This is a genomic window from Paraburkholderia sp. RL17-347-BIC-D, from assembly GCF_046027915.1.
Lineage (GTDB): Bacteria > Pseudomonadota > Gammaproteobacteria > Burkholderiales > Burkholderiaceae > Paraburkholderia.
In genome coordinates, this window is record NZ_JARESS010000058.1 from 1 (window position 1) to 26,720 (window position 26,720).

At 64.0% G+C, this 26,720-nt stretch carries 24 protein-coding genes; 10 read left to right on the top strand and 14 right to left on the bottom strand.

The genetic code is table 11. The features are described 5' to 3' along the window. Positions 1–94: 94 nt before the first annotated feature. Positions 95–391, bottom strand: a complete 297-nt coding sequence (locus P0D96_RS40590) for a hypothetical protein (RefSeq protein WP_408319486.1) — start codon at positions 389–391, stop codon at positions 95–97. A 282-nt stretch (positions 392–673) separates the two neighbouring features. Further along, entirely contained in the window at positions 674–967 is a 294-nt protein-coding gene (locus P0D96_RS40595) for a hypothetical protein (RefSeq protein WP_408179994.1), read from the bottom strand. A gap of 361 nt (positions 968–1,328) precedes the next feature. On the opposite strand from P0D96_RS40595, the gene P0D96_RS40600 reads away from it, so the two are divergent. The 4 genes from P0D96_RS40600 to P0D96_RS40615 all read left to right on the top strand — a co-directional run bounded on the left by P0D96_RS40600 (position 1,329) and on the right by P0D96_RS40615 (position 4,612). Then, positions 1,329–1,856, top strand: coding sequence for a PRC-barrel domain-containing protein (locus P0D96_RS40600; RefSeq protein WP_408319488.1), 528 nt, complete (start codon positions 1,329–1,331; stop codon positions 1,854–1,856). A gap of 151 nt (positions 1,857–2,007) precedes the next feature. Next, on the top strand, positions 2,008–2,394 hold the full coding sequence (locus P0D96_RS40605; RefSeq protein ID WP_132377406.1) for a DUF3175 domain-containing protein: 387 nt from the start codon (positions 2,008–2,010) through the stop codon (positions 2,392–2,394). Between the two features lie 91 nt (positions 2,395–2,485). Continuing rightward, positions 2,486–3,805, top strand: a complete 1,320-nt coding sequence (locus P0D96_RS40610; protein WP_408319490.1) for a cation:proton antiporter — start codon at positions 2,486–2,488, stop codon at positions 3,803–3,805. 228 nt (positions 3,806–4,033) lie between these two features. Beyond that, positions 4,034–4,612 (top strand): FUSC family protein, encoded by a 579-nt coding sequence (locus tag P0D96_RS40615; protein WP_408179991.1) that lies wholly within the window; start codon positions 4,034–4,036, stop codon positions 4,610–4,612. On the opposite strand, the gene P0D96_RS40620 is transcribed toward P0D96_RS40615, so the two are convergent. Further along, a complete protein-coding gene (locus P0D96_RS40620; RefSeq protein ID WP_408319492.1) occupies positions 4,613–5,572 on the bottom strand; it encodes an AraC family transcriptional regulator in 960 nt (319 codons plus the stop codon). Positions 5,573–5,688: 116 nt separating this feature from the next. Here P0D96_RS40620 and P0D96_RS40625 point away from each other — a divergent pair, with 116 nt between their 5' ends. Beyond that, positions 5,689–6,060: a carboxymuconolactone decarboxylase family protein gene (locus P0D96_RS40625; protein ID WP_408179989.1), complete on the top strand. Its 372-nt coding sequence runs from the start codon at positions 5,689–5,691 to the stop codon at positions 6,058–6,060. A gap of 236 nt (positions 6,061–6,296) precedes the next feature. Here the strand turns inward: P0D96_RS40625 and P0D96_RS40630 are convergent, their stop codons facing one another. Continuing rightward, positions 6,297–7,349: an aldo/keto reductase gene (locus P0D96_RS40630; protein WP_408179988.1), complete on the bottom strand. Its 1,053-nt coding sequence runs from the start codon at positions 7,347–7,349 to the stop codon at positions 6,297–6,299. A gap of 226 nt (positions 7,350–7,575) precedes the next feature. Between P0D96_RS40630 and P0D96_RS40635 the strand changes: the two genes are divergently transcribed. After that, positions 7,576–12,078 carry a DEAD/DEAH box helicase gene (locus P0D96_RS40635; RefSeq protein ID WP_408319495.1) on the top strand — a complete coding sequence of 1,501 codons (4,503 nt, stop codon included), beginning with the start codon at positions 7,576–7,578 and terminating at the stop codon, positions 12,076–12,078. Between the two features lie 240 nt (positions 12,079–12,318). Then, positions 12,319–14,322, top strand: a complete 2,004-nt coding sequence (gene pdeR, locus P0D96_RS40640; protein ID WP_408179986.1) for a cyclic di-GMP phosphodiesterase — start codon at positions 12,319–12,321, stop codon at positions 14,320–14,322. A gap of 50 nt (positions 14,323–14,372) precedes the next feature. Here the strand turns inward: pdeR and P0D96_RS40645 are convergent, their stop codons facing one another. The 4 genes from P0D96_RS40645 to P0D96_RS40660 all read right to left on the bottom strand — a co-directional run bounded on the left by P0D96_RS40645 (position 14,373) and on the right by P0D96_RS40660 (position 18,302). Beyond that, positions 14,373–15,257: a crotonase/enoyl-CoA hydratase family protein gene (locus P0D96_RS40645; protein ID WP_132377413.1), complete on the bottom strand. Its 885-nt coding sequence runs from the start codon at positions 15,255–15,257 to the stop codon at positions 14,373–14,375. A 105-nt stretch (positions 15,258–15,362) separates the two neighbouring features. Further along, positions 15,363–15,563 (bottom strand): hypothetical protein, encoded by a 201-nt coding sequence (locus P0D96_RS40650; protein WP_408179985.1) that lies wholly within the window; start codon positions 15,561–15,563, stop codon positions 15,363–15,365. Positions 15,564–15,682: 119 nt separating this feature from the next. Then, positions 15,683–16,786, bottom strand: a complete 1,104-nt coding sequence (locus P0D96_RS40655) for a malate/lactate/ureidoglycolate dehydrogenase (protein ID WP_408319497.1) — start codon at positions 16,784–16,786, stop codon at positions 15,683–15,685. Positions 16,787–16,841: 55 nt separating this feature from the next. Further along, positions 16,842–18,302 carry a M20 family metallopeptidase gene (locus P0D96_RS40660; RefSeq protein WP_132377416.1) on the bottom strand — a complete coding sequence of 487 codons (1,461 nt, stop codon included), beginning with the start codon at positions 18,300–18,302 and terminating at the stop codon, positions 16,842–16,844. Between the two features lie 216 nt (positions 18,303–18,518). Between P0D96_RS40660 and P0D96_RS40665 the strand changes: the two genes are divergently transcribed. After that, the gene (locus P0D96_RS40665; RefSeq protein WP_408179982.1) at positions 18,519–18,830 is read left to right on the top strand and encodes a superinfection immunity protein; all 312 of its coding nucleotides are present in this window, start codon (positions 18,519–18,521) and stop codon (positions 18,828–18,830) included. A 70-nt stretch (positions 18,831–18,900) separates the two neighbouring features. Here the strand turns inward: P0D96_RS40665 and P0D96_RS40670 are convergent, their stop codons facing one another. The 3 genes from P0D96_RS40670 to P0D96_RS40680 all read right to left on the bottom strand — a co-directional run bounded on the left by P0D96_RS40670 (position 18,901) and on the right by P0D96_RS40680 (position 21,890). After that, on the bottom strand, positions 18,901–19,173 hold the full coding sequence (locus tag P0D96_RS40670; protein WP_132377418.1) for a YodC family protein: 273 nt from the start codon (positions 19,171–19,173) through the stop codon (positions 18,901–18,903). Between the two features lie 487 nt (positions 19,174–19,660). Continuing rightward, complete coding sequence (locus P0D96_RS40675; RefSeq protein WP_408319499.1) at positions 19,661–21,220, bottom strand: MFS transporter; 1,560 nt, start codon at positions 21,218–21,220, stop codon at positions 19,661–19,663. Positions 21,221–21,251: 31 nt separating this feature from the next. After that, positions 21,252–21,890: a TetR/AcrR family transcriptional regulator gene (locus P0D96_RS40680; protein WP_408179980.1), complete on the bottom strand. Its 639-nt coding sequence runs from the start codon at positions 21,888–21,890 to the stop codon at positions 21,252–21,254. 198 nt (positions 21,891–22,088) lie between these two features. Here P0D96_RS40680 and P0D96_RS40685 point away from each other — a divergent pair, with 198 nt between their 5' ends. Next, entirely contained in the window at positions 22,089–23,204 is a 1,116-nt protein-coding gene (locus P0D96_RS40685; RefSeq protein ID WP_408319501.1) for a patatin-like phospholipase family protein, read from the top strand. A 186-nt stretch (positions 23,205–23,390) separates the two neighbouring features. On the opposite strand, the gene P0D96_RS40690 is transcribed toward P0D96_RS40685, so the two are convergent. Then, positions 23,391–23,816 carry an OsmC family protein gene (locus tag P0D96_RS40690; RefSeq protein WP_011492126.1) on the bottom strand — a complete coding sequence of 142 codons (426 nt, stop codon included), beginning with the start codon at positions 23,814–23,816 and terminating at the stop codon, positions 23,391–23,393. Positions 23,817–24,165: 349 nt separating this feature from the next. On the opposite strand from P0D96_RS40690, the gene P0D96_RS40695 reads away from it, so the two are divergent. Beyond that, positions 24,166–24,474, top strand: coding sequence for a DUF4148 domain-containing protein (locus P0D96_RS40695; protein ID WP_132377423.1), 309 nt, complete (start codon positions 24,166–24,168; stop codon positions 24,472–24,474). A 314-nt stretch (positions 24,475–24,788) separates the two neighbouring features. On the opposite strand, the gene P0D96_RS40700 is transcribed toward P0D96_RS40695, so the two are convergent. Together P0D96_RS40700 and P0D96_RS40705 are read right to left on the bottom strand one after the other, a co-directional pair. Continuing rightward, positions 24,789–25,343, bottom strand: coding sequence for a carboxymuconolactone decarboxylase family protein (locus P0D96_RS40700; protein WP_408319516.1), 555 nt, complete (start codon positions 25,341–25,343; stop codon positions 24,789–24,791). A 35-nt stretch (positions 25,344–25,378) separates the two neighbouring features. Then, positions 25,379–26,710 carry an aspartate aminotransferase family protein gene (locus P0D96_RS40705; protein ID WP_408319503.1) on the bottom strand — a complete coding sequence of 444 codons (1,332 nt, stop codon included), beginning with the start codon at positions 26,708–26,710 and terminating at the stop codon, positions 25,379–25,381. Positions 26,711–26,720: the final 10 nt, after the last annotated feature.

The following is a 26,720-nucleotide window of genomic DNA, read 5'->3' on the forward strand; positions in this document are numbered from 1 at the left end:
GCGACTGATTCGGGGGGGGCGGGCGTGCCCGCGACGGGTGCATCGCGCGCAGCAAAACAGGCGGCGCCTTAAAAGAGCCGCCACTCAAGGCTCGTCACACCTCTTCCGCGAATGCGGCCATCACGAGCCACATGTCGCGCTCGCCGTCGTGTACCTCGGCAGCGAGCGCATACGGATCGCCGGGCGAACAGACGCGCTCGAGCGCTTCATGCGCGACCTCGCCGTTGTCGAACACATGGGCCGACAACGGCCGCACTTCCTGTTTTCCTTCGAACATCTGCTGATTCCTTCGATACACGAGGGGCTGCGACTTCCAGTGGCGAAAGCATTCCCTGACGTGCGAGAAATCGCCGCCGCAAATGTTCATTTGATAGTGGATCGTTTGCGTCATGATCGTATCTCCCGCGATGCACCGGGCGTGCGCCTCTGCTTCCTGGTGTTCTTGAACAAGAGAGTCGAACCGCACGCTTCTGTCGCATCGATACAGGCGGAGCAGTGTCTCCGTAGTTGCCGACATTGCCCTCTGCTCCGATACTACCCGTTCTTAGGCGTTGACTTTTCCCCGCCCATCGGGATTCCGAAAGAACCGGCGCTGGGCTCGCGCCGATTGCACCTCACTGGTCAGAAAGCTGCCCGACCCTTCGTCATGGCCCTGCCGCTCAATAGAGCGCTCTCACTGGCCTTTCGTATCGCTGCTCGCATCCGCACCCGGCATATTGGTGGAATCGGTCTTCGCCTTCTTGGCTTTTGTCTTCGACATGTGATGGGATTTCGAGCCGGTGGAACTCATCGCGCCCGATGCGGCTTGTCCATCCGTGGTCGGCGCTGCGGTCGCCGCGCCGTGCGCGTTGCCCGAGCCGCCGGAGCCACCATTGCCGCCGTTACCGTTGCCACCGCCCGCTTGCGCGAACGCCGCCCCCGACATGGCGAAAAGTGCCGATACCAGCAATGCTTTTGAATATTTCATTGAAGTCTCCGAGGATAGATGGACCAGATAGACAGCGTTCGTACGTGATTGATCGCGCTGCTGCCTAAACAGTCAGCAAGGGCTATGCCTCATAGCGGCGCCGTACCGGTATCCTGGTGGCAGGCCATGTTGCCGCCAACCCGTGAACGCACTTTCTCAGTTCTCCTCGTCTTTCTATCCCGACGAAATATTTTCAAACGCGTCAGCACGCTTTACGCGTTCAGCGTGACGCTCCACACGCGCTCTTTGCAAACGCAGACGAGCTCCAGCAAGGATCACCACCACTGCCCCCCCCCTCCGGAATTGGAAGGAACGCCGGTTGCTCAGCCTTGCACACACTTACCTGTAGAGGAGGCTCATCATGCTGAACCAGACACAGACACAAGCCGGCATACGGCAAGACCAAGGCGCCCGAATCGTCGGCAAGGGAAGCGCGACCGCGGACGGCCCCGGCCCGGACGTGATGGCCGCGGCCACGCTCGACGGCAACAAGGTGCTCAGCAGCGACGGCGAGGACATCGGCAAGATCAAGGACATCATGCTCGACGTCGGCTCGGGCCGCGTTGCGTATGCCGTGCTCTCGAGCGGCGGCTTTCTCGGCATCGGCGACAAGCTGCTCGCCATCCCCTGGCATGCATTGACGCTCGATACCGGGCGCAAGTGTTTCGTGCTGAACATGACCGCTGAGCGCGTGAAGAACGCACCGGGCTTCGACAAGGACCACTGGCCATCCATGGCGGACCAGACGTGGGCCACGTCCGTGCATCAGTACTACGGCAGCGAACCCTATTGGGGTCGCGACTCGTATGCGCGTCGCGACGACCACGGCGTCGGCGACGTTCCGCCCGCGTCGTCGGACGCGCCGGAGGCTGGCGGGCTGAAGTTGTAACGCAGGCTCGCGGCGGACGCGCGCGAGCGCAACCGGTCACCCGCGTCCGCGCCGATGCGCCGGCATGCCGCCATCGCGGCAGCCGGCGCGTTTCAGTTTGAGCGCACAATAAGCTCGATCAGCGCGCACGACCCGTTGAGGAGGCGCCATCATGGCCACCCGGAAATCCACCAGCAAGTCCAAACGCCCCGTCGCGCGCGGCAAGTCGGGCCGGCCGCCACGCCAGCGGCACGCCCAGGCACACGCGGCGCATCGCGCAAAAAGCCCGAAGAAATGGTCGCATCACGTGATGGAAACCAGTGACGCGATGGATATCCAGCACGATATTTTCAAAACCGGCAGCGCGGAGTCGATTGCGCAATCGCTCAAGCAGTCGTCCACCAAAAGCCGCCGCCGCAAAGGCACACCGTTCCAGTCGGCGATGTCGATGCTGAACTTCTATATCAATCGCGCCGGCAGGAACCTGCCGAAAACGCGCCGCGACACCTTGCAGCAAGCCAAGCGCAAACTGCGCGAAGCATTCGGACGCGCGCCTTGAAATGACGCGTCAGCGACTGACGCGTCCCGGCGCACCTTTCTTCAACCGGCCACGCATACGGTACGCGCATGCGGGCCCTCACCGGATGCTCATGCACGAAACTTTGTGGTTTCTCATCGTTGGCGCCGTGCTCGTTTTTATGGGCCTGGCGGCAACGGCGCTGCGGCGGCTACCCATCAGCGCCGCCATGTTTTATCTCGCGATCGGCTACTTCCTGGGGCCGCCCGGTATCGGCCTGTTGCGCCTCGATATGATCGCCGACGCGCATCTGCTGCGTACCATCACCGAAGTCGCGCTGCTCGTCTCGCTGTTTGCCATCGGCCTGCGGCTGCGGCTCGGCATGCTCGAAAAACTCTGGACCGTGCCGCTGCGTCTCGGCTTCCTTGCGATGCTCGCGACCATTCCGCTGCTGATGCTGTTCGGCGTGTACGTCCTGCATCTCGGCTGGGGGCCGGCCTTGCTGCTGGCGGCGATTCTCGCGCCGACCGATCCGGTGCTGGCGCACGACGTACAAGTGCACAACCCCGGCGACCACGACCTGCTGCGCTTCGCGCTGTCCGGCGAAGGCGGACTGAACGACGGCATCGCGCTGCCCTTCGCGATGCTCGGCCTGGCGTTATGCGCGGCGCCCGCCGCCGAAGCGGGCGACCTGTTGAACCTGGAACTCGCGGCCAGCATCGTGTGGGGCGTGGCGGGCGCGATCGCGATAGGCGGCGTGCTTGGCTGGGCCACGACGCACGCGGTGGCGTGGCTGCGCACGCGCCACGCGCAGGCGCTCGGGCTGGAGGGTTTCTTCGCGCTCGGATTGATCGAACTGTCGTTCGGCGCCGCGCAGCTCGCGCATACCTATGGTTTTCTGGCCGTGTTCGCGGCCGGTGTCGCGATGCGCCGTGTCGAACATCGCGCGAGCGGCGGCCAGTCGCCTCGCGAAACCATCGGCACCGTCGATTCCGAAGACGTCGAAGCGACCGCGGCGAATCCGAGCAAAGCGCACGCGTATATGACGGAGTCGGTGCTCGGCTTCACGATCGAACTCGAACGCATCGCAGAGGTCGCCGTCATGGCGATGGTCGGCAACGTGCTCGCCACGATGCACACGCCGCTCTTCACCTGGCAGACCATCGCGCTGACCGCCGCGCTGTTCGTGCTCGTGCGGCCGATATCGGTGGAGCTGTCGCTGGTGGGATCGAGCGCGACGCCGACGCAACGGCGTTTGATGAGCTGGTTCGGGATACGCGGGATCGGTTCGTTTTACTACCTGGCGTACGCGCTCGAAAACGGCGCCGCTGCCGACGTCGCTCCGCTCGTGCCGCTCACGCTGGCTGTGATCGCGGCGTCGGTGGTGATACACGGAGTCTCGGCGACACCGTTGATGAACTGGTATCGCCGGCTGCGCAGTCATGAAGGTTAGTCACGGTTACTCAAACACGTGAATGCCCGAGGCATGTAGTCCGTATGCGTGGTGGCCGCCTTCGCCGGACTCCGCGTGTTCTTCACGGCAATCACGCTCCCACTCGATCCCGCGCTCCATCGCCACGGCTTGGCCCGTTCGCTGCCGGCGCGCTGGTCTCTGCTCGACCGCCAATGGGAGTCGCTAGAATACGGGACCTTCATGCTGCAATAGACCTTCTCACCTTCGATGACCCCACCCGACGATTCCCGACGCACGGCACGGGCGAGCGCCGCCAACTCGCTGTTTGCCTTTCTCAAGTCGTTGCCGCTCGGCGAGCGCCTGATCGAAGGCGGCTTCATGGCCGTGCAGGCGGTCGCCGGCGCGAGTCTCGCCGTCGCCATCGGCCGCTTGCTGCATACCGAGCAGACCTTCTGGGCCGCCATCACGGCCATCGCGGTCAGCCAGCATAGCTATGTCGACACCCGCAACCTGTCGCGCGATCAATTCATCGGCGCGATGGTCGGCGGCTTGTGCGGACTCGTGGGCGCCACGTTCGGCGAGGGCTATTTCGCGGCCTATGCCGCCACGGTGGGTGTCGCGATCGCCCTGTGCTGGGTCCTGAACGTCGGCAGCGCGGCGCGTCTGGGCGGCATTACGGCGACGATCATGCTGTTGGTGCCGGGCATGGGTCCCGCGTGGGACAAAGCCCTCATGCGCCTCGGCGAAGTGACGCTCGGCACGATCTGCGCATTGCTGGTGGCCTTCCTGATGTCATGGATCGAACGGCGCTGGTTCGGCAAACCGGGCAAGCCGGGCAAACCGTAGCTAGTTCTCCGCCCCATCGTTCTCTTGCGGCCGACGCCGGTAGCGTCCCGGCGGCATGCCGACGCTTTGCTGAAACGCCTTGCCGAAGGCGGCCTCCGATTGATAGCCGACCGCCTCGCCGATCTCGGCCGCGCTGCGCTGCGTGCGGCGCAGTAGATCGCACGCGATGGTCATGCGGATCTGCGTGAGAAAGTCCATCACCGTCATGCCCGCGCGCTCGTTGAAATGGCGTGCGTAAGTCGCGCGCGACATGGCGGCGAGTTCGCCGAGTTCGGCGATGGTCCACGCCCGTTCGGGAGCGCTCAACATGCCTTGCACGGAAGCGCCGAGGCGTGCGTCGGCCAGCAGCGCGAGCACGCCCGAAGCCGATGCGTTCTGCTCGCCGTGCACGCGTAGCGCCATGGCGAGGAGCGCATTGCTCAACGCGGTGACGATCGCGCGGGCGCCCGCCTGCCGTCCTTCGGCCTCGCTGCGCATCAGCGCAATCACCGTTTGCAACGAGTCCAGCGTTTCCGTCCCGCCGAGCGAGACATGGAACGGATCGGGCAACGCGTTCAGCAGCAAGGCCGACGAACCGGGCGAGTAGACAAAGCGGCCACACAGAAGATCAAGGTCGGCGGGGACGTGGGCGCCGTCGTGGTCATCGTGGCCGTCGTTGCGCCGCAAAGGCAGCATGCCGTCATGGCCTTGCGTCACCGGCGCAGTGGCGGCCGAGCGCTGCACATCGCGCACACGATGCGCCGCGCCGCGCGGAAACAGCATGAAGTCGCCCGCGTGCAATGCACGCTGCGCGCCGTCCGCGGTTTCGACGACGCATGCGCCGTCCAGCACCAGGTGGAACGGCGCAATGCCCGCTTCCTCCCGGCCATGACCGATATCGAAAGCGCCCGAGAGCAGGCAACGCAGATCGAGGCTGGCTTGGGGGCGGGCGAGGTCGATCAGTCGGCTGAGCGTATCCATGAGACGATCGCGCTAAAAGTTGAGCGAATCGAGTATTCAGGATATCGCGGCGCAGCGCAATACTTGTCTCACGACGCCGGCACTCGCCGACGCGCAACAGACCAAGGAGCACTGCCATGTTGAACTGGATCGATTACCGTCAAGAACTGTTCGGCCGGATCGGCGAGATCGCCAAACTGTCGCCGGATACCGTCAGGGGCTATCAGGCGTTGTCGAGCGCCGGCCAGAAGAAGGACCTGCTCGGCGCCAAGACGCGCGAACTGATTGCGCTTGCGGCGGCGGTCAGCCTGCGTTGTGACGGCTGTATTACCGTGCACACCGCCGAAGCGCTCAAGCATGGCGCGACGCGCGAGGAAATCGCCGAAGCGCTGGGCGTGGCGGTCGCGATCAATGCGGGCGCCGCGATGGTGTACTCGGCTCGCACGATGGATGCTGCCGCGGCTTATACGGCGCAGGCAGCTGAAGCAGCCCAAGGCGCGGCGGAATAAGCGGCCGCACTGCGAGCCGCTTAAGTAGCCGACGCAGCGGATGCGGCCGCAGCCGCATAGGCGCCCGCTCCGCCAATCGCGCCGGGGGGATGCGACGACCAGGCACCGCGTTCACAGTCCGTGCTGTTCTCACGTGGTGTCCAGCCGGCGTCGGCTTGCTGCGGCTTGCTGCGGCTTGCTGCGGGTCGCTGCGGCTTGCTGCGGGTCGCTGCGGTTGGCTTCGCTGACGGCTGCCGCTACGCCGCCGGATGCCGCGCCTCTTCAAGCTGCTTGCGGCGTGGCTCACCTTGCCGCTCCAGCATCCAGCCCGGATATTCCGCGGGCAGCGTGCTGACCTGATCGAGCTTCGCAAGCTCATCCGCGGTGAGCGAAACGCCCGTCGCGGCGATATTGTCGTCGAGCTGCTCGACCTTCTTCGCGCCGACGATCACCGTGGTCACCACCCGTTGATGCAGCAGCCACGCTAGCGCGATCTGCGCGACCGACACTCGCTTTGCCTCGGCGATGTCGCGCATCACGTCGATACAGTCATAAGCGCGCTCGCGATTGACCGGCGGAAAATCGAACGTCGTGCGGCGGCTGCCCGTTTCGCCCTGCTGCTCACGTCCATACTTGCCGCTCAGTAAGCCGCCCGCAAGCGGACTCCACACCATCAGGCCGAGGCCTTCGCTGTGCAGCATCGGCGCGAGTTCCCGTTCGAGGTCGCGGCCCGCCAGCGTGTAATACGCCTGCAGCGTTTCGAAACGCGCGAGCCCAAGGCGCTCGGAAATGCCGAGCGCTTTCACGATCTGCCACGCGGCCCAGTTCGACACGCCCACATAGCGCACATGGCCGTGCTGCACCAGCGTGTCGAGTGCGCGCATGGTTTCCTCGATCGGCGTGGCCGGATCGAAACCGTGGATCTGATACAGGTCGACGTGATCGAGTTGCAGACGCTTCAAGCTCGCCTTCACACCGTCGATGATGTGATAACGCGAGGCGCCGCGCGCATTGGGAAACTCGCCCGTCTGGCCGAAGACCTTGGTGGCCACCACCACTTTGTCGCGCGGCACCTTGAGATTCTTCAGTGCCTGGCCCGTGATCTGTTCGGACAGGCCCTCCGAGTAGACGTCGGCTGTGTCGATGAAATTGATGCCCGCGTCGAGCGCCCGGCCGACCAGCCGCTCCGCGTCCCCCTGCTGCAGATCGCCGATCTGCTTCCAGATGCCCCCGCCGCCGCCGAAGGTCATCGTGCCCAAACATAATTCTGAAACAAACACACCGGTACGGCCCAACTGGTTGTATCGCATCGTCGAGACTCCAACGTGGTTCGTGGATGGGTGAGGCGTAGAGAGTACTGCAATTGGCAAAATCCGGCAGAGCGAGCGGCAAGCTGTGCCCCGCGGCAAAAATTGCCGTAGCGCAGGCTCTCCATTGCGACATAAATGCCGATCTGTAGCGCTCGGCAAAACGCGTGGAAACCTGCCAGACTGGTTCCTGATCCTTGCAACCGGTTGCCTTCGGCGCCCTCTGGATATGGCACGCCCCGCCCCCATCTACGCGAGCATGACTTCGGCTTCCACTACCGCCGCCTTGGGCGCGGCGTCCGCCAACGCATCCGTCGCGACACCCGCCATCGGGCTCTCGACGGCCGGCGCGCTCGCCGATTTCCATCCGGCTGTCGCGAGCTGGTTCCTCAAGACCTTCCCCGCGCCGACCGACGCGCAAGCCGCCGCGTGGCCGCAGATTCGCCGTGGCCGCTCCACGCTGGTGGCCGCGCCGACGGGTTCGGGCAAGACGCTCACCGCCTTCCTGTCCGCGCTCGACGATCTGGTCCAGCAAGGCCTCGCCAACGGCGGCGCATTGCCGGACGAAACGCTGGTGGTCTACGTGTCGCCGCTGAAGGCGCTCTCCAACGACATCCGCCTCAATCTGCAACTGCCGCTGCAAGGCATCGCCGCGGAACTCGACGCGAGCGGCTTGCCGCCGCTGGATATCCGCACCGCCGTGCGCACCGGCGACACCACGCAGCAGGAACGCAACGCGTTGAAGAAGCGCGCGCCGCATATTCTCGTGACGACACCGGAATCGCTTTACGTGCTGCTCGGTTCGGACTCCGGCCGCCGCATGCTTTCGACCGTGCGCACGGTGATCGTCGACGAAATTCACGCGCTCGCCGGCAGCAAGCGCGGCAGCCATCTCGCGCTCAGCCTCGAGCGGCTCGACGCGCTATGCCAGCGGCGCTTGCCGCGTATCGGCCTGTCGGCGACACAAAAGCCGGTAAGCGCGGTCGCGCGCTTTCTGGTGGGCGGCGGCAGCATCGACAGCGGCATTCCCGCCGATTGCGCAATCATCGACGTGGGTCATATCCGCGAACGGGACCTCGCGCTCGAAATCCCGCCCGTGCCGCTCGAAGCGGTGATGCCCAACGAGGTATGGGAGCGCGTCTACGACCGTCTCGCCGAGCTGGTGGCGATGCACCGGACCACGCTGATTTTCGTCAACACGCGCCGCATGGCCGAGCGCGCCGCGCGTCATCTGACCGAGCGGCTGGGCAAGGACGTGGTCGCCGCGCATCACGGCAGTCTCGCCAAGGAACATCGTTTCGACGCCGAGCAGCGCCTGAAACGCGGCGATTTGCGGGTGCTGATCGCCACCGCTTCGCTGGAACTCGGCATCGATATCGGCGACGTCGACCTGGTCTGCCAGATGGGTTCGCCGCGCGCGATCGCACCGTTCCTGCAACGCGTCGGACGCTCGGGCCATCACGTGGGCGGCATGCCGAAAGGCAGGCTGTTTCCGAATTCGCGCGACGATCTGATCGAATGCGCCGCGCTGCTTGATTGCGTGCGACGCGGCGAACTCGACGCGCTGCGGATTCCGCGCGCGCCGCTCGATGTGCTCGCCCAGCAGATCGTCGCGGAAGTGTCGAGCGCGGAATGGAGCGAGGACGCGCTGTTCGAGCTGATGCGGCGCGGCGCGCCGTACGCGGACCTCGAACGCGATCAATACGACGCCGTGCTGCGCATGCTCGCCGAAGGCTACACGAGCCGCAACGGTCCGCGCGGCGCCTATGTTCATCGCGACGTCGTGAGCGGCACGCTGCGCGGCCGGCGCGGCGGCAAGCTGGTCGCCGTCACGTCGGGCGGCACGATTCCCGAGAACGCTGACTATGCCGTCGTGCTCGAACCGCAGGCGATCAATATCGGCACCGTCAACGAGGATTTCGCCGTCGAAAGTCTGGCGGGCGACGTGTTTCAACTCGGCAACGCGTCGTACCGGATTCTGCGGATCGAAAGCGGGCGCGTGCGCGTGGAGGACGCGCAAGGCCAACCGCCGAATATTCCTTTCTGGCTCGGCGAGGCGCCGGGGCGCAGCGACGAACTGTCGTTCGGCGTCGCGCGATTGCGCGAACAGATTGGGCGTCTTCTCGATGGCGTGGGAACGGCGGCCGGTTTGACGGACACGACCGGCACCGAGGTCGAAACGCTCCCCGCCCGCATCGACCACGCGATCGACTGGCTCGTCGACAACCTGAATCTCGACGAAGCCGCCGCCCGCCAGATCGTCGACTATCTCGCCCGCGCGCGCGCCGCGCTCAGCGTGCTGCCCACACAAAACACGCTGGTCATGGAGCGTTTCTTCGACGAATCCGGCGGCACCCAGCTCGTCATTCATGCGCCGTTCGGCAGCCGGGTCAACCGCGCGTGGGGCCTCGCGCTGCGCAAGCGCTTTTGCCGGACCTTCAACTTCGAGCTGCAAGCCGCCGCCACCGAGGACGCGATCGTGCTGTCGCTGACCGGCAGCCATTCCTTCGTGCTCGACGACGTGTGGCGCTATCTGCATTCGAACAGCGCCGAGCATCTGCTGATTCAGGCGCTGCTCGATGCGCCGCTGTTCGGCGTGCGCTGGCGCTGGAACGCGACCACCGCGCTCGGTCTGCCGCGTTACACCGGCGGGCGCAAAACCGCGCCGCAATTGCAGCGCATGCGCAGCGAAGATTTGCTGGCGAACGTGTTTCCCGAGCAGGCTGCGTGTCTGGAGAACGTCGTCGGCGAACGCGAACTGCCGCATCATCCGTTAGTGGACCAAACCGTCGACGACTGTTTGCACGACGCGATGGACAGCGAACGCTGGCTCGCGCTGCTGCGCCGTATCGAACAGGGCGACGTGCAACTGGTCGCGCGCGATTTGCCGGCGCCCTCGCCGCTCGCCGCCGAAATCCTCAACGCCAAACCGTACGCCTATCTCGACGACGCGCCAATCGAGGAGCGCCGCACGCAAGCCGTGCTGAACCGCCGCTGGACCGACCCGTCGAGCGCCGACGATCTCGGCGCGCTCGATGCCGAAGCCATCGACAGCGTGCGCGACGAAGCATGGCCGCAGGCGCGCAACGCCGACGAGATGCACGAAGCGTTGAGCGGCCTCGCCTGCATCACCGAGACCGAAGCGCGGCGCAACGAAGGCTGGCTGGCATGGCTCGCGTCGCTGGCCGAATCCGGCCGCGCCACTCGCCTGCAACTGGCCGGCGACTCGGCCGTGTGGCTGCCTGTCGAACGTCTGACCTGTTTTCAGTCGCTCTTTCCCGACGCCCGCTTGGCGCCGCCCGTTGCCGCGCCGAAAGGCTACACGGAGACCTGGAACGCCGACGACGCCCTGCTCGACGTGCTCCGTGCGCGCCTGACCGGTTTTGGGCCGTTGCCGGTCGGCGCGATCGCTGAAGCGCTGAAGTTGCCTGCGGCATCGGTCGAACAGAGCCTCACGCGCCTCGAAGCCGAAGGCTACGTGATGCGCGGCCACTTCACGCCGCAAGCCGCCGAGGAAGAATGGTGCGAACGGCACCTGCTCGCGCGGATACACCGCTACACGGTGAAACGCCTGCGGCGCGAAATCGAGCCGGTGGAACGGCACGATTTCATGCGCTTTCTGTTCGAGTGGCAGCATCTGACGCCGGACACGCGCAGCGAGGGGCGCGACGCGCTGGCCGCGGTCCTCGAACAGCTCGAAGGCTACCAGGCCGCGGCGGGCGCATGGGAGGAAGACATCCTGCCCACGCGCGTGAAGGCCTACGCGAATACTTTGCTAGACGAACTATGCCGCGCCGGCAAAATAGTCTGGACCCGGCTGACGGAACGCGCGCGCGGCGCCGCTGGGCCGGTCCGCAGTACGCCGATCGTGCTATTGCCACGCGCGCAGGTACGCGTGTGGAGCGCGTTGCTCGATCCGTCGAAGCAACCGGAGTTGTCGGCGCGCGCGCAAAGCGTGTATGACATGCTCGTGCAACACGGCGCAATGTTCTTCGACGAATTGCTCGCCGAAGTTCGCGTATTGCGTATGGAATTGGAGAGCGCGCTGGGCGAGTTGGTGGCCGCGGGGCTCGTGAACTCCGACAGTTTTGCCGGCTTGCGCGCCTTGCTGAAGCCCGTCGCCAAACGCAACGCGTTTTCCAGCAACCGGCGCGCGCGTTCGAGTGCGCTGATCGGCGGCATGGACGACGCCGGACGCTGGGCGCTGGTCAGCCGGCCCAGCGCCGTTGCGGCGTCAGAGACCGTGCCGGAGCGCCGCCGGCAGTTCCCACCCGAAGTGCTGGAACATGTCGCGCTGACGCTGTTGCGCCGTTATGGCGTGGTGTTCTGGCGTCTGCTCGAACGCGAGGCCGAGTGGCTGCCGCCGTGGCGAGACCTGCTGCGGGTTTTTCAGCGGCTCGAAGCGCGCGGCGTGATTCGCGGCGGGCGCTTCGTGAATGGTCTCGCCGGCGAACAATTTGCTCTGCCCGAAGCGATTCCCGTGCTGCGAGAAGTGCGGCGGCATGCGAACGACGGTGCTTTTGTGTGTGTCGCCGGGACCGATCCGTTGAATCTCGCGGGCACTTTGCTCGTCGGCGAACGTGTGCCCGCTGTGACGGGAAACCGGATTCTGTATCGCGACGGCGTTGTAGTGGCCACGCTCGTGTCAGGGACTTTCTGGTTCGAACCGTCGCTGGAAGCGGTTCCCGTCGAAAGGGAAAAGGCTCGCGCATGGCTGGCGCGACGGTTTTAGCTGTTTAGAATGAGCGCGGGTTGCCGTAAATCACCTGTGCCTGACGGGAAAGAGCGCGGGACAGAGCACGTAAAAAAGCACCTGAAAAAGCCCTAAAGATGGAAGTCTTACTGACCGTTAATCTTTATAAGCCCTAATTCCAATCGCTTCGCTACAATGGGGACAGTCTTAAGTATGATGAAGACTGTTTGCCGACTCCGCCTTCACGGCGGCCACCGGCACACACCGCCCGGGGATCTCATGAACGACGACCAACACGAGCAGGTGCTTTATGCCCAGTTCGGCACAAGCAGCCCATGCTGGCGTCTGTCGAACGACAGCAACGCGCTAGAACTCACGCCCGTCACCGGCGACATGCCGGCCAATGTCGCCATTCCGCTGAATCCTCAGCAGGCCTCGCAAATCCGCTGCCTCACCGGCGTGACCTCGCATCTCGTCCTCGACGTGCGGCTGTTCGGCGAACCGCTGCGTTTGCATCTGGTCGGCAAAAAGCTCAGCAGCAACAGCTGGGCCGGCACCGCCTCGGCCTACGACGACACCGAATCCGTCGCCCGCGATCTGGTCCACGGCCTCTCGTTCGCCGAGCAGGTCGTGTCCGAAGTGAATTCGGTCGTCGTGATCGTCGACCGGCATGGCCGAATACAACGCTTCAACCGTCTTGCCGAAGAACTCACGGGCGTCAAGGAAGAGAACATCATCGGCCGCAACGTATGGGCGTTGTTCATGTCCACCGAAGACGGCGCGGCCTCCAGCCAGAACATTGCAGGCTTCTTCAATCGCGGCGTGTCGTACGAAGTCGAGCGGCGCGTCAAGACGGTGCATGGCGAACGGCTCTTTCTGTTCCGCAACAAATTCGTCCACAGCGGCAGCGGCGTCGAGGAGCAATTCCTGATCTGCTCAGGCACCGACATCACCGAGGAACGGCTCGCGCAGGAACGCCTCACCGAACTGGCGAACACCGACTCGCTCACCGGGCTCGCGAACCGCAACGCGATCCAGGACAAAATCCGCACCGCCATCGAAGACGCCGCGCCGGGCGAAGCGGTCGGCGTGCTGTTCCTCGATCTGGACAACTTCAAGAAGGTCAACGACCACTACGGCCACGTATTCGGCGACCGCCTGATCCGCGACGTGTCGTCGGCCATCAGCGAGTGTCTGAACGAAGGCGATACGCTCGCGCGCCTGGGCGGTGATGAATTTATCGTGCTCGCGACCAAGGGTACGGCGCACCAACTCGAAACCACCGCGCAGCGCATTCTCGAGCGCATGCGCACGCCGTTCGCCCTCGGGCTCGTGGAGGTCTACACGGGCTGCTCGATCGGCATCGCACTGTATCCGGAACACGGCGACAGCCTCGAGTCGCTGATCCGTTCGGCCGACACGGCCATGTACGTCGCCAAGGACGAAGGCAAGCGCACGCACCGCGTGTTCTCGCCGGAAATGAACCGCCGGGTCGCCGAGTATATGTGGCTCGACACCAACCTGCGGCGCGGCCTTGAAGAGGGCCAGCTGACGCTGCACTACCAGCCGAAACTGTCGCTCGCCACCGGCGTGGTGCAAGGCGTCGAAGCGCTGGTGCGCTGGAATTCGCCGGAGCGCGGTCAGATCATGCCCGCCGAGTTCATCCGTTACGCGGAAGAGTCCGGGCTGATCGGCGTGCTCGGTCGCTGGGTCATGGTAACGGCCGCGAAACAGGCCGCCAAATGGAAGGCGGACGGCTACAACCTGCGCATCGCGATCAACGTGTCGGCGCGGCAACTGGTCGATACGGCCGTGGTCCGCCATTTCAGCGAGGCGCTGCAGGCCGCCAATCTCGATCCCTGCCTGATCGATCTCGAACTGACCGAGAGCTGCCTGATCGAAGACGAAACAGCCGCGATCGATCTGATCAAGCAGTTCCGCCAGCTCGGCGCGCAGGTTCATCTGGACGATTTCGGCACGGGTTATTCGTCGCTGTCGCAGCTCGGCCGGATTCCGCTCGACGTCATCAAGCTCGACCGCAGCTTCGTGCGCTCGATCAACGCCGACACCAAAGCGCAGGCACTGGTGCGCTCCATGGTGGCCGTCGCGCAGGAATTGAATTTCAAGGTGGTCGCCGAAGGGATCGAGACCGAATCGGAAGAAGTGTTCATGAAGGGCTTGGGCGTGGATTACGTGCAGGGCTTCCTGTACGGCCAGGCCATGCCGACGGCTGAATTCGAACGCTGGTTGCAGGATAGACAGAAGCTCAGGCTGATCGCCTGAGCTTCCGGACCGCCCCCCTTACGGCTTATTGTGTTCGAACCCAGGTCAATTCAGCCGAAATTGGCCGCGCTGGCCGTCTGACGCAGGTTCGAGGTACGGCGGTTCTGCAGCATCACCAGCCGCTCCATGAAGGCGAGATCCTTCTCCTCGATCGTGAAGGCGGCGTCGACCCAATCCTCGGTGATTTCCATCAGCTCGGCGCGCGAGAGTTGCAGCACGCGCTGGCGCGCCCGCAGCATCGCCCGGATGCCGTTCATTTTCGGCTTGAGCGTGTCGATGAAAGTACGGGTCGCCATATAGGCTTCGCCCGGTTCGAACAGCTGATCGACCAGACCTTTGCCGTAGTGCCATTCGGCCGTGTGCGATTCGCCGACGCCGATCAGCTCCTCCGCGAGCCGCATGCCGGCCTTGCGCGCCACCAGTGAATAACCGCCCATGCCCGGGAACAGATTGAACGCGATCTCCGGGAAGCCCATGCGTGCGTCGTTCTGCGCGAGCAGGAAATGATGCGCGAGCGCGGCCTCGAAGCCCCCACCGAGTGCCGTGCCTTCCACCATCGCGATCGAAATCGCCCCCGTGTCGAATCCCCGTGACGCCGCATGCACGCAATCCACACAGGCCCGTGCATAAGCCATGAGCGCCTGACGCTTGCCGGCGCGGATCGCATCCGCGAAGAAATCCAGATCGCCGCCGACGTTGTACATGGTCGGAATCAACGAACCGGTGACCCAGAAATCGATCGGCAATCCCGACTCTCGTGCTGCCTGCGCGAGTTCCAGGATGTCATGGACCAGATCGAGATTGAAACAGGGACGCGGCTGCGCCCGCAACATCATCCACATGACGTTGCGGCCTTCTTCGTAGTAAGCCGAAATTTGCGAAAGATTGCCGGCTTCGAGGAACGGGCGGCAGGCGTGGTGGTTATGCAGATTCATTTTGAACGGTCCTTTTAAGGTTAAACACTGGTATTGCAATGCGAGCCTAAAGCAGACCGGAATCGGATGGGAGCGGGGTAACCAACAGATGAATGCAAGCCGCGTTCAAAAGCCCGCCAGCAGGCGTTCTGCGGGAAAGAGGAAGGTCGATGGCATGTGGCGCGCACGCAAACGCTTGCGCACCGAAGATGGGCGAAATTGACCCACAAAAAGGCACGCGGCGGCAATCAATATGCGCCCGCGCCAGGATTGAATTTCTTGCCGGATCGAAAAAAGAAAGAAATAGTCGCCGATTAGAAAATGCAATCGAAAATGATCAGCGACGAATGGTTTTTTCTCTGATTGGTGGGCTAACAGACGGTGTATCCACTTCGCATGATCAAACGTGGGCGGCCCACCGCGCGCCGCGCCTTTGCATCAGCGTCTTATTGCAAACGCGCGGACCAGTGGCCGGCTGCTTCCGCGCTCATCCCGACGGCGAGCGCCGCGGCGAGAATCTGCGCCCACGTGGCCGCGTCCACGGGAATACCCTCGGCCTCGCGTTGCGCGCGCGTCACGCGCTCGGGTTCGCCGGGTTCATAGATACGGTCGACGCCCGATGCGAGCGGCGAGGCCTTCACCCAGTCGATGAACGCGTCGGCTTCGGCTTGCGCATCGGGCGCGTCGAACGCGGCCGGATCGATGATCACCGACAGCATGCAGTTGATGATCGCGTTGGTCGTGCCGAGCGTGGCCGAGTGCGTGGTAAAGCCGCCCGACAGCGCGCCGCCGAAGATCTCGCACAGGGCCGCGAGCCCGAAGCCCTTATGCCCGCCGAACGGCGTCAGCGAACCGAACGGCGCTTCGTGCATGACTTTGGGTTCGAGCGTGGCGCGGCCCTCGTGATCGATCAGCGCGCCGGGTTGCACCTGCTTGCCCTGGTTATAGGCGACGCGCGTCTTGCCATACGCGACCGTGCTGGTCGCGAAGTCGAGCACGAGCGGCGGCTTGCCGGGTCGCGGATAAGCAGCGCAAAACGGGTTCGTGCCAATGCGCCGGTCGGCGCCGCCGAACGGCGCGACGAGCGGATCGCCCGCCACGTTGACGAAATGGAACGACACGAGACCGGCACGCGCGCACTGTTCGGCCCAATGACCGATGCGCCCGATGTGATGCGCGCCGCGCAAACCGACCGCGCAGATGCCGATGCGTTTGGCGCGCTCGATGCCCTGCTCCATGGCCTCGAACGCCACCACCTGGCCGAAGCCTCGGCCGCCTTCGACCGTCAGCACGGCGCCCGCGTCTTTCACCACGTCGGCATGCAGGTTCAACTGAAGCTCACCGTCGGCGAGCGACGCCACATAGCGCGGAATCATCCCCACGCCATGCGAGTCGTGACCGGTCAGATTCGCCGCCACCAGATGATCGGCGACCAGCTCCGCTTCGCGTGGCGTGCTGCCCGCCTTTTCCCAGATCGCCCTCACATAGGCATGCAATTGATCGGCCGGAATCCGGGGCGTGGCGAGTTGAGCGGTGGAGTTATCGGTCATTCACAGTGTCGGCGGACGTGACGGGTTCAGGGCAAACGACGATCGAAGAGATGGCTCAAGGCGCGGCGGCGATCACCTCGGCGACCGCGGCCGTGAGCTTCTTGCCGTACGGCACGTGCAGGAACTCGTTCGGCCCGTGCGCATTCGACTTCGGTCCGAGCACGCCGCAGACCATGAACTGTGATTTCGGGAAGCCCGCCTTCAACACGTTCATGAGCGGGATGGTGCCGCCCTGCCCCATATAGGCGACGTCGGCGCCGTAGTGCTGGCGCGACGCGTCGTTGAGCGCCGTGGCAAGCCACGGGGCGAGGTCGGGCGCGCTCCAGCCGCTTGCCGCGCCGGCGTCAGGCTTGAACGTCACCTTGGCGTTGTACGGCGGATCCAGTTCGAGCAGCGCCTTCAGTTCGGCGACGGCCTTCTCCGCCTCGATCATCGGCGGCAGACGCAGCGACAGCTTGAACGCCGTGCGCGGACGCAGCACGTTGCCGGCATCGGCCAACGCGGGCAAGCCGGCCGCGCCGGTTACCGACAGCGACGGACGCCACGTCGAATTGAGCAAGGCCTCCTTCGGATCGGTGGTGGTGGGCAGCACCTGACGGCCGTCCTGGCCGCAGGCCCACGGCAGCTTCTTCCAGACGTCGTCGCCGAGAATCTGGGCGGTGGCTTCCGCTTCGCGCAGACGGTCCGCCGGGATATCGACGTGAAAACCCTTCGGCAATAGCGTGCCGTTGGCGGAGTCTTCGAGACGGTCGAACAGTTGCCGCATGATGCGGAAGCTCGACGGCGCGATGCCGCCATAGCCGCCCGAGTGAATACCTTCGTCGAGCACCTGCACCTCGAGGTCGCCGGCGACCAGTCCACGCAACGACGTGGTGAGCCACAGTTGATCGTAGTTGCCCGCGCCCGAATCCAGGCACACGACCAGACCCACTTTGCCGAGCCGCTCGCGCAGCGCGTCGACGTACGGCAGCAGATCGTAGCTGCCCGACTCCTCGCAGGTTTCGATCAGACCGACGCAACGCGGACGCTCGACGCCTTGCGCGTCCAGCGCGGCAAGTGCGGTGATGCTCGCGTAGATCGCGTAGCCGTCGTCGGCGCCGCCGCGGCCGTAGAGCTTGTCGTTCTCGAGCTTGGGCGTCCACGGCCCGAGGTCGTTGCGCCAGCCGTCGAACTCGGGCTGCTTGTCGAGGTGGCCGTACAGCACGATGGTTTCCTCGCTGCCCGAACGGGTCGCCGCCGACTCGAAGAAGATCACCGGCGTGCGGCCCGGCAAGCGAATGATTTCGAGTTTCAGGCCGCGCACCGGCTGCTGTTCGGCCCATTGCGCCGCGTCGGTGATCACGCGCTCCAGATAGCCGTGCTTGACCCACTCGGGATCGAACGCCGGACTCTTGGCCGGCACGGCGATGTAGTCCGTCAGCGCGGGCACGATCTCGTCGTTCCACTTGCGGTCCACGAATTCGCGTAGCGTCTCGGGGTTGATGCGTTGAGCCTGCTGGGTATCGTCGGAGATCATGATGGCGGTCCGTGGGGATCTGTTCTGTCGAAACGATCATGATAGACCCGATGCGGGATTGGCTGAACCCCTCGCCGCGCATCGGCTTGGTGAACGACCAGGGCGACTGCCCGTCGCAGCCGTCTCACGAACGGCATGCAACCTTTGCGGCGAGCTTACGCAAACAAAACAATCGCGCGACAATTGCGGCATAGGTCGCGTATCGGGAGCCACTTAATGGAGGGCAACGTCGTCGTGCAGGCCATCGCCGCGGTGCTGGCACTGGCGCTGTATTTTCTGCCGGCCCTGGTGGCGGACCGGCGCAAGCGTCATGACGTGCTGACGCTCGCGCTCTTCAATGCATGCCTCGGCTGGACCGTGTTCGGCTGGCTGCTTGCGCTCTATTGGGCGTTGCAACCAAACCCGCCGAAGAACATCGCGGGCGAGATCGTGGAGACGCGCAAGCTCGTGAGGATGCGAGCGTTTTCGTCCGCGCTGCTGGTGCGTGTGCAACGACGCGCAAGCACGCGGGATCGCTCGGAGAAGTGAATCTGGCGTGCCGTGGATGAAGCAGAAAACGGACTGGCCGGCCGAAGCACCGGCCGACCATGCGGGCTGTTCAGGCCGCGCGGCTCATGCGGTTCCACAGAACGGAACCGGCGGGAATCGAGCGCGGCTCGGTGCGCACGCTCGCGGGTGAAAACATCTCGCGGCGCAATTCGCCGTGTTCGTCGAACCATTCGCAAATCAGCCAGTCGCCGGGGTTGAGCGCCACTGGGCCTGCATACGTTACCGTCATGCGCGAGCCCCCTTCCTTCAATGTGACGACGTCGCCGACATTGAACTGGGCGGCTGGTGGTGTCTGGAATGCGTCAATGGTAGCGGTCAGCATATTCATCCCCCTACGGAACCGTTGTGCGGTATTTAAGTCATTGCGCCGGGTTTTTCGACTTTAGACCTGCTGAAGGAAAACGCTAAAAAGTTTGCCAAGATTAACAATCGAAATTAATCGCCGCAAGTGCTTTTTATTGATACCGTTTTCATCGACAGTGGAATTGCTTCCACCCTCGGGCTATCGATGGGCAAAACCGGGAAAACCCTTCAATGCCCCGCCAGGCCGCCCCTTCATGCGGCAGTGCACGATCGCAAAACTTACAGCGACGAACTGCCGCCGGACAGCAGAAAATACGAACGTCTTTCGTCATATCTAATGCCCCGGCCAGAGCCATTCAGGGTTTATTCTGAGTCGCCACAAGCGAAATTACCTGTGAATGACTAACTCACCGGTAAATGCGCCATGCTTAAAATCGGCCTTGTTTAAAAAAACGCCTAATAATTTCCGATAGCCTTTGTTGAAAACGATTCCCGCTTCCGGATTTTCAAACCGGCTGCGCCGAGCGGCGCAGCGCGATTTGCTGATGCCGCACGAGCAGCACGCTCAGGCCAATGCACACGAACATCAGCAGTGCATTGATTGCGAGGCTGACCTGGAACGCGTGCGCGTAATCGCCCGGTGCCGCGCGGCCGCCGATCGCGCCGAAGAACGCGCCGCTGATGGCCGCCGTGCCGAATGCGGAGCCGATCTGCAGCGTCGACGACACCACGCCTGAAGCAAGCCCGGCCTTCTCCGGCACGACCTCCAGCAACACGATGCGCATGATCGACGGCAGCAGCAAACCATGTCCGACGCCCGCGAACACCAGGCCGCAATAGAACAGCAGATCCGGCGTGGCCGACTGGGTGGCGGACCAGCCGGTGACCGTGAAGCCGACCGTCATCATCGAAAAACCGAGCGTGAGCACATGGCCGCCGATGCGCTTGACCACCGCCGGCGAGGTCAGCGGCCCGACCACGAAACCGATCGCGAACGGCATGATCGCCATGCCGGATGCGAGCGGCGTCCAGTGCAAACCGGTTTGCAGGAAGATCCCGTAGGTCAGAAAAAACGCGCTATTGCAGTAGAACAGGAACGCGAGCACCAGCCCTAACGCGAAGGCCCGGTTGCGGAACAATTGCAGGTCCACCAGCGGATGGCCGCCGCGGCGCTCGACGCGCTGCTCGGTCATCACGAAGAGCGCGAATGCCGGGACGGCAAGCGCGAACATCACGAAGGTCCACGCCGGCCAGCCGGCTTCACGGCCGTGCGTCATCGGGTAGATGACCAGCAGCAGCACGGCGGACAGCAGCGCCACGCCCTTCACGTCGATGCCGGTGCGGGTGGCCGGCTGATTCTCCGGCACGAACTTCCACGTGCCGACAAACGCGGCAATACCGATCGGAATGTTGATCAGAAAGATGATGCGCCAGTCGAGCCCGAACGGGTGATACGTGATCAGCGCACCACCGCCCAACTGGCCGACGATCGACGACAAGCCGAACACGAAGCCATACAGGCTCATCACCTTGGTCTGCTGATGCAGCGGCACGACCGCGCGAATCGTCGCGAGCACCTGCGGCGCCATCACGGCGGCCGCGATACCCTGCACGATCCGCGAGATCACCAGCATGTGTCCGCTGGTCGCGAAGCCGCACAGCGCCGAGGCGACCACGAACGCCGCCATGCCCGTCATGAACATGCGGCGGCGGCCGAACAGGTCGCCGAGCCGCCCGCCCGTGATCAGCAGCACCGCGTACGCCGACGCATAGGCGGAAACGACGAGTTGCAATTGCGCGTCGCTGGCGTTCAGGCCGGTGTGAATCGAGGGCAGCGCGAGATTGACGATGAAGTAATCGAGCGGTGCGAGGAAGGCGCCGACGAACAGCACCGCCAGCGCAAGGCCCTGCCGTTCGAAACGCGGCTGAGCCTTGTCGACCGCTGCTACCACGCCAGTTGCCACACCCGTTGCCATGCTCGCGGCCGCGGCGCCAGGACAGGTCACCGCTGAAGCTGCGGCGCCTTGGAATGCCGCCGGAGCGGACTTGATCGCTTCGCTGTTCATGACTGATCGTTCAAAAATTCGGCAAAAAAATTTAGACGAGCGCGCGCATGGCGACGTCCACGATTCCTATCAGCGCATCTTCCTGATGAGCGACCCGCCCCAGCACGCGCAGACCTTGCATCACGCAGAGGAGGAAATCGCCGACGGCTTTTTCGTCGAGTGTGGAGTTGAACGCGCCGCTCGCCTGGCCGCGAATCACCGACGCCGCCAGCAGCGTGGCCATGCGGCGCTGAATCGCGGCGACGCGCGTGCGCAGTTGTTCGTCGCCGGGCTGCATTTCCAGCGTGGTGTTGGTGATGAGGCAGCTGCGTTCGCCGGTCAGCGCGCACGCGACCCGCGCGTAATGCAGCAAAGCGTTGCGCAGCGCCTCTTCCGGCGGCACCGGCGCATTCAGCCGCTCGGCGAGCCGCGCGACCGAACCTTCCGCGTAGTGATCCAGCGCGGCCAGCATGATGCCGTGCTTGTCGCCGAATACGCCGTAAAGACTGCCGCGCAACAGGCCGGTGGCTTTGCACAGGTCGTCGATCGAGGTGGCGTGGTAGCCGTGGTTCCAGAACACCTGGCTCGCGCTCGCCAATACCGTGTCCGTGTCGAACTCGCGCGGCCGGCCCCGAGAGCAGACCTCGCCGGCTTTCTTCGCGGATTGTTTCGAATCGCCTGATTGCTTCATGCAGCGGATATTATGACTAACCGTTCAATAAAGCAAGACGACTTTCCGTAGGGCGCGGCACGAAAGCACGAAGGCGCGGAGCGCCGGCGGCATGGCGGAAAATCGTGCAGTGCAGTACAACGGTTAAAACCGCGTCGGCACTTTCGTTTTCCCCTATGAGTTCGACGACTGCTGGGCGACCGCACAACGGAGGTCAGAATGGCAACGACAAAAGACATTCCCACGATCGGTCTTGCCCTCCAGGGCGGCGGCGCGCACGCGGCGTTCACGTGGGGTGTACTCGACCGGCTGCTGGACGAAGTCGAGCGCGGGACACTCTCGATTCTCGCGATCAGCGGCGCGAGCGGCGGAGCGCTCAACGCCGCGGCCTGCACATACGGGCTAAGCAGAAGTCCGACCGATGCCAAACGGTCGCTCGAACAACTCTGGACGCTGGTCGGCGCCAGTTCGAAGTGGCAGCCGTTCTATAACTTCCCCAAGGATCTGCTGAAGTCTCCCGAGCGCTGGAATGTCGATCTCAATCCCGCGATACTCGCGCAAAGCATGCTCCAGCCGTTTGCCTCTCCGTATGCGATGCCATGGCTGACCAATTCCCTTGGCTCGATCATGGAAACCGTGATTCCGGACTTCGGGGTCGTCAATGACCCGAAGGGCGCCGTGCCCAGGCTCTACGTGGCGGCGACCAACGTCAACCTGACCGCATTGCGCATCTTCGAACCCGGCGAAATTTCGGCGAAGGCGCTGATGGCCTCCGCATGCTTTCCCACGCTCTTCGAGGCGGTGCAAATAGGCGGCGAATTCTATTGGGACGGCGGGTACATGGCCAATCCGGCGCTCGCGCCGCTCGTCGAGTGGGCCGACGACATTCTGAGCGTTCTCATCGATCCGCTCTGTACGAAACATGGCCCGCCTGAGCGCCCCAGCGAGATCAACAACCGGATCAACGAAGTCAGCTTCGGCGCGTCGTGGGTCACGGAAGTCCGTCAGATCCAGTTGATCAACGAACTCGCCGCTGAAAACCCCGGCCTCGTTCACCGCGGAAAGGCCTACACGCCCAAGCGCTTTCATGTGATTCGCGCCGACCGCTTCATGGACGAGATCGGCGCGGCATCGAAGAACACGCCCTCCATCGAATTCTTCCGAGCCTTGCGACACGCGGGCCATGCCACGGCGGACACATGGGTGCGCGATTGTCTGCCGAGCGTCGGCAAGACTTCCACTTTCGACCTCGACAAGCTCGTGAGAAGCCGGGTCAAAGGGACGCCCGCCGCAATTCATACCGTTCAGCAGGCCGAGGGGAAAACGCTTAGATGAGCCTTGTCTGAGACCGGGCCGAATCGAGTGGCCTCGTCTTCGCGCCAAGCCGGTTTCGTCGCGCTGCAAGACGGCGCATTTGTAGCGGCATCGGCATCTCTAACCAAGGCGAGTACACAAAAACCGGCGCCGGGCTTGACCCGTGCGCCGGTTTAATCGCTGCTAGATCACCAGCAAAAACGCGACTCAGGTTTCGAGCTTCGCGTCCATCGTGATCGTGGCGTTCAGCACTTTCGACACCGGGCAACCGGCCTTGGCGTCGGCGGTCGCCTTCTCGAAGGCGGCTTTGTCGCCGCCGGGGATTTTCACGGCCACGTCGAGATGCACCGCGGTGATCGCGAAACCGCCGCCGTCCTTATCGAGCGTGACGGTGGCCGTCGTGCCGATGCGCTCGGGCGTGATGCCGGCCTTGCCCAGTTCCGCCGACAGCGCCATCGAGAAACACCCCGCATGCGCAGCCGCAATCAGCTCTTCCGGGTTCGTGCCGATGCCGTCCGCGAAGCGTGTCGAAAACGAGTATTGAGTCTCCTTGAGGACGCCGCTGTCGGTGGAAATCGAGCCCTTGCCGTCTTGCAGGCCGCCTTGCCAGACTGCTGATGCCTTGCGCTTCATCGCTCTCTCCTGTTTGTGCCTGCTTCGCGCGCGGCACGACCGAATCTGATGCCCACCGCAACGGTCCAGCCCAGGATTTGCGGTTTCGGCATCGGTCGCGAGTGTCGCGCACCACTGCGGGCGCGGGCGTGGACCGAACTTCATCATAGGCGCTTCCGTGTGCCAGCGTCGTGACGACGCCGGCAATCGATCAAAAGAGAAGCCATCCCAGCAATTATCTCGATAACGGTAATAATCTTTCCTCCGAAAGCCGCTTTTTCACTGACCTCGTAAGAAATAGACTGGTTTCAACGGATCGGCACCGCAGCATTAAACCGATCACATCAACAATCGAATCCAGGAGGTCATCATGAAATCGCTTATTTCCGCAGTCGTTATTGCATCCGCGCTTATCGTCCCGGCTGTTTCGTTCGCCCAGCAGGCCAATGGTCCGGTGACCCGCGCACAAGTGCGCGCTGAGCTGGTTGCCGCGCAAAAAGCGGGCCTTCTGAATCAGAACGACACCGACTATCCGAAGGCCGTGCCGCAAAACGCTACGACAGTGGCCGCCGAGGCGCAGGGCTCGCAGGACGTCGGCGGCGTGAAGGCAGCTTCGTCGGATGCCGGCGCGCGGGACTCCGTGCAGCAACGCCTGTTCTCGACGTATCGCGGTCAGTAAGCAGGTAAGCCGCGCGGTTGGCGGCGCGGTTCTCGCCGGTATAGTCAGTGCATGGAAGGTGAAGGTGAAGGTGAAGGTGAAGGTGAAGGCGTAGTCGCAGTAAAAAAGCGCCCCGGTTGCGAAGTTCGCAATCGGGGCGCTTTGCTTTGTGTTGCGTGGCGGAAAAGTTGGGCGAATGCGCTGTATAAGAGGCGGCGTTCGATGCCAAAGCTGGCCGCGCCTCGATACTAACCACGCCTTAGCCTGCTGTGTCGAAGTTCGCTCCTGCTACGCCGCCCGCGCAATTGCATAACGGCGCCGCCATGCCGCCCGCACTACTCAGCGAACGGCAAGCTCTCCTGCCCCACCGCGCGCATGCCAAACACGTTCAGCGTCATTGCCACCAACGCGTAATAGCCGAGCAGGCCCACCAGATTGATCACCACCTGATGCCCGAAGCGTTCGACCGCCTTCGCATAGATCGCGTCCGAAACGCGTTTGGTGTCATAAAGCTCGCTCGCGAAGTCGTGAATCAACGCGTCGTCGGCGTCCGCGAAATCCGGGCGCTCTCCCTGGCGAATCGTTTCGGCATCCGCTTCGGACACGCCGGCTTGCAGCGCGATCGGATAGTGGATGTACCACTCCGCCTGCGCCTGCCAGCGCGCCGCGGTCACCAGAATCGCCAGCTCCGACAGGCGCAGCGGCAAACCCGTGCGATAGCGGCAGAACGCGCCCAGGCGCTGCGCCTGCTGAGCCAGTTCCGGGCTATGAATCCAGCCAAGGAACGGCCCGTTCAGATTGCCGCGCGGGCCGGACAGAATTTCGTCGAGCACCGTTCTCTGTTCGGGCGTGGCGTCGGACAGGTCGAAGTGGGGCAAACGCTCGGTCATCATCGTTCTCGCAAGTCGTGGTGGTGTCGTAGTTCTCAGATGGCGGACAACAGCGCGCCGCTAACCGCATCCGTGAACCGGCTGACGATTTCGTCGATGTCGCGCTCGGTGCAGATGAATGGCGGCGCCAGCAGCACATGATCGCCGATCTGGCCGTCGACCGTGCCGCCCATGGGATACACCATCAAACCACGCGCGAACGCCTCGCGCCGGATTGCCGCGTGCAGCTTGAGGCCGGCGTCGAACGGCGTTTTGCTGGCGCGGTCCTTGACCAGTTCGACGCCGACGAACAGCCCGCGTCCGCGCACGTCGCCGATATGCGGATGTTGCGCATAGTGCTCGCGCAACCGGCCACGCAACTGTTCGCCGCGCGCCAGCACGTTGGGCAGCAGCTTGTCTTCTTCGATCACGCGTTGCACTTCGAGCGCCGCCGCGCAGGCGGTGGCGTGGCCGATGTAGGTATGGCCATGCTGAAAGAACCCCGAGCCGCCGACGATCGCCTGATAAATCCGCTCGCTCACGAGCGTCGCGCCGATCGGTTGATAGCCGGCGCCGAGCCCCTTGGCGATGGTCAGGATATCCGGCGCGACGCCGTCTTCCTCGCAGGCATACAGGTAGCCGGTGCGGCCCATGCCCGACATGATCTCGTCGAGAATCAGCAGGACGCCGTAGCGATCGCACACCGCGCGAATCTTGCGGAAGTACTCGCGCACCGGCGGCACGGCGCCGGCCGTCGCGCCGACCACCGTTTCCGCGACGAAGGCGGCGACCGTGTCCGCGCCGAGTTCCAGAATCTTCCGCTCCAGTTCGTCGGCGAGACGCTGGGCAAAGCCCTCTTCGGTTTCGTCGGCACGTTGCTCGCGGTACGCGTAACACGGACTCACGTGATGCGCTTCGATCAGGATCGGCAGGAACGGCTCGCGGCGCCACGCATTGCCGCCGATCGCCAGCGCGCCCAGCGTATTGCCGTGATAACTCTGGCGACGCGCGATGAAAAGACGGCGCTGCGGCTCGCCCTTCTCAACGAAATACTGGCGTGCGAGTTTCAGCGCCGCCTCGATCGCCTCCGATCCGCCGGACACGAAGTACACATGTTCGAGCCCTTGCGGCGCGCTCGCCACCAGGCGGTCGGCAAGTTCTTCGGCGGGCGCGGTGGTGAAGAATGATGTGTGCGCGTACGGCAACTGCTGCGACTGCCGTTTGATCGCGTCGATCACGCGCTGGTTGCTATGGCCGAGACACGAGACGGCGGCGCCGCCGGACGCGTCGATATACCGCTTGCCGGTGGAATCGATGATCTCGATGCCGTCGCCCGCGACGGCGACCGGCAGCGACTGTTTCGGCGAGCGATGAAAAACGGTGGTCATGGTGTTCGGT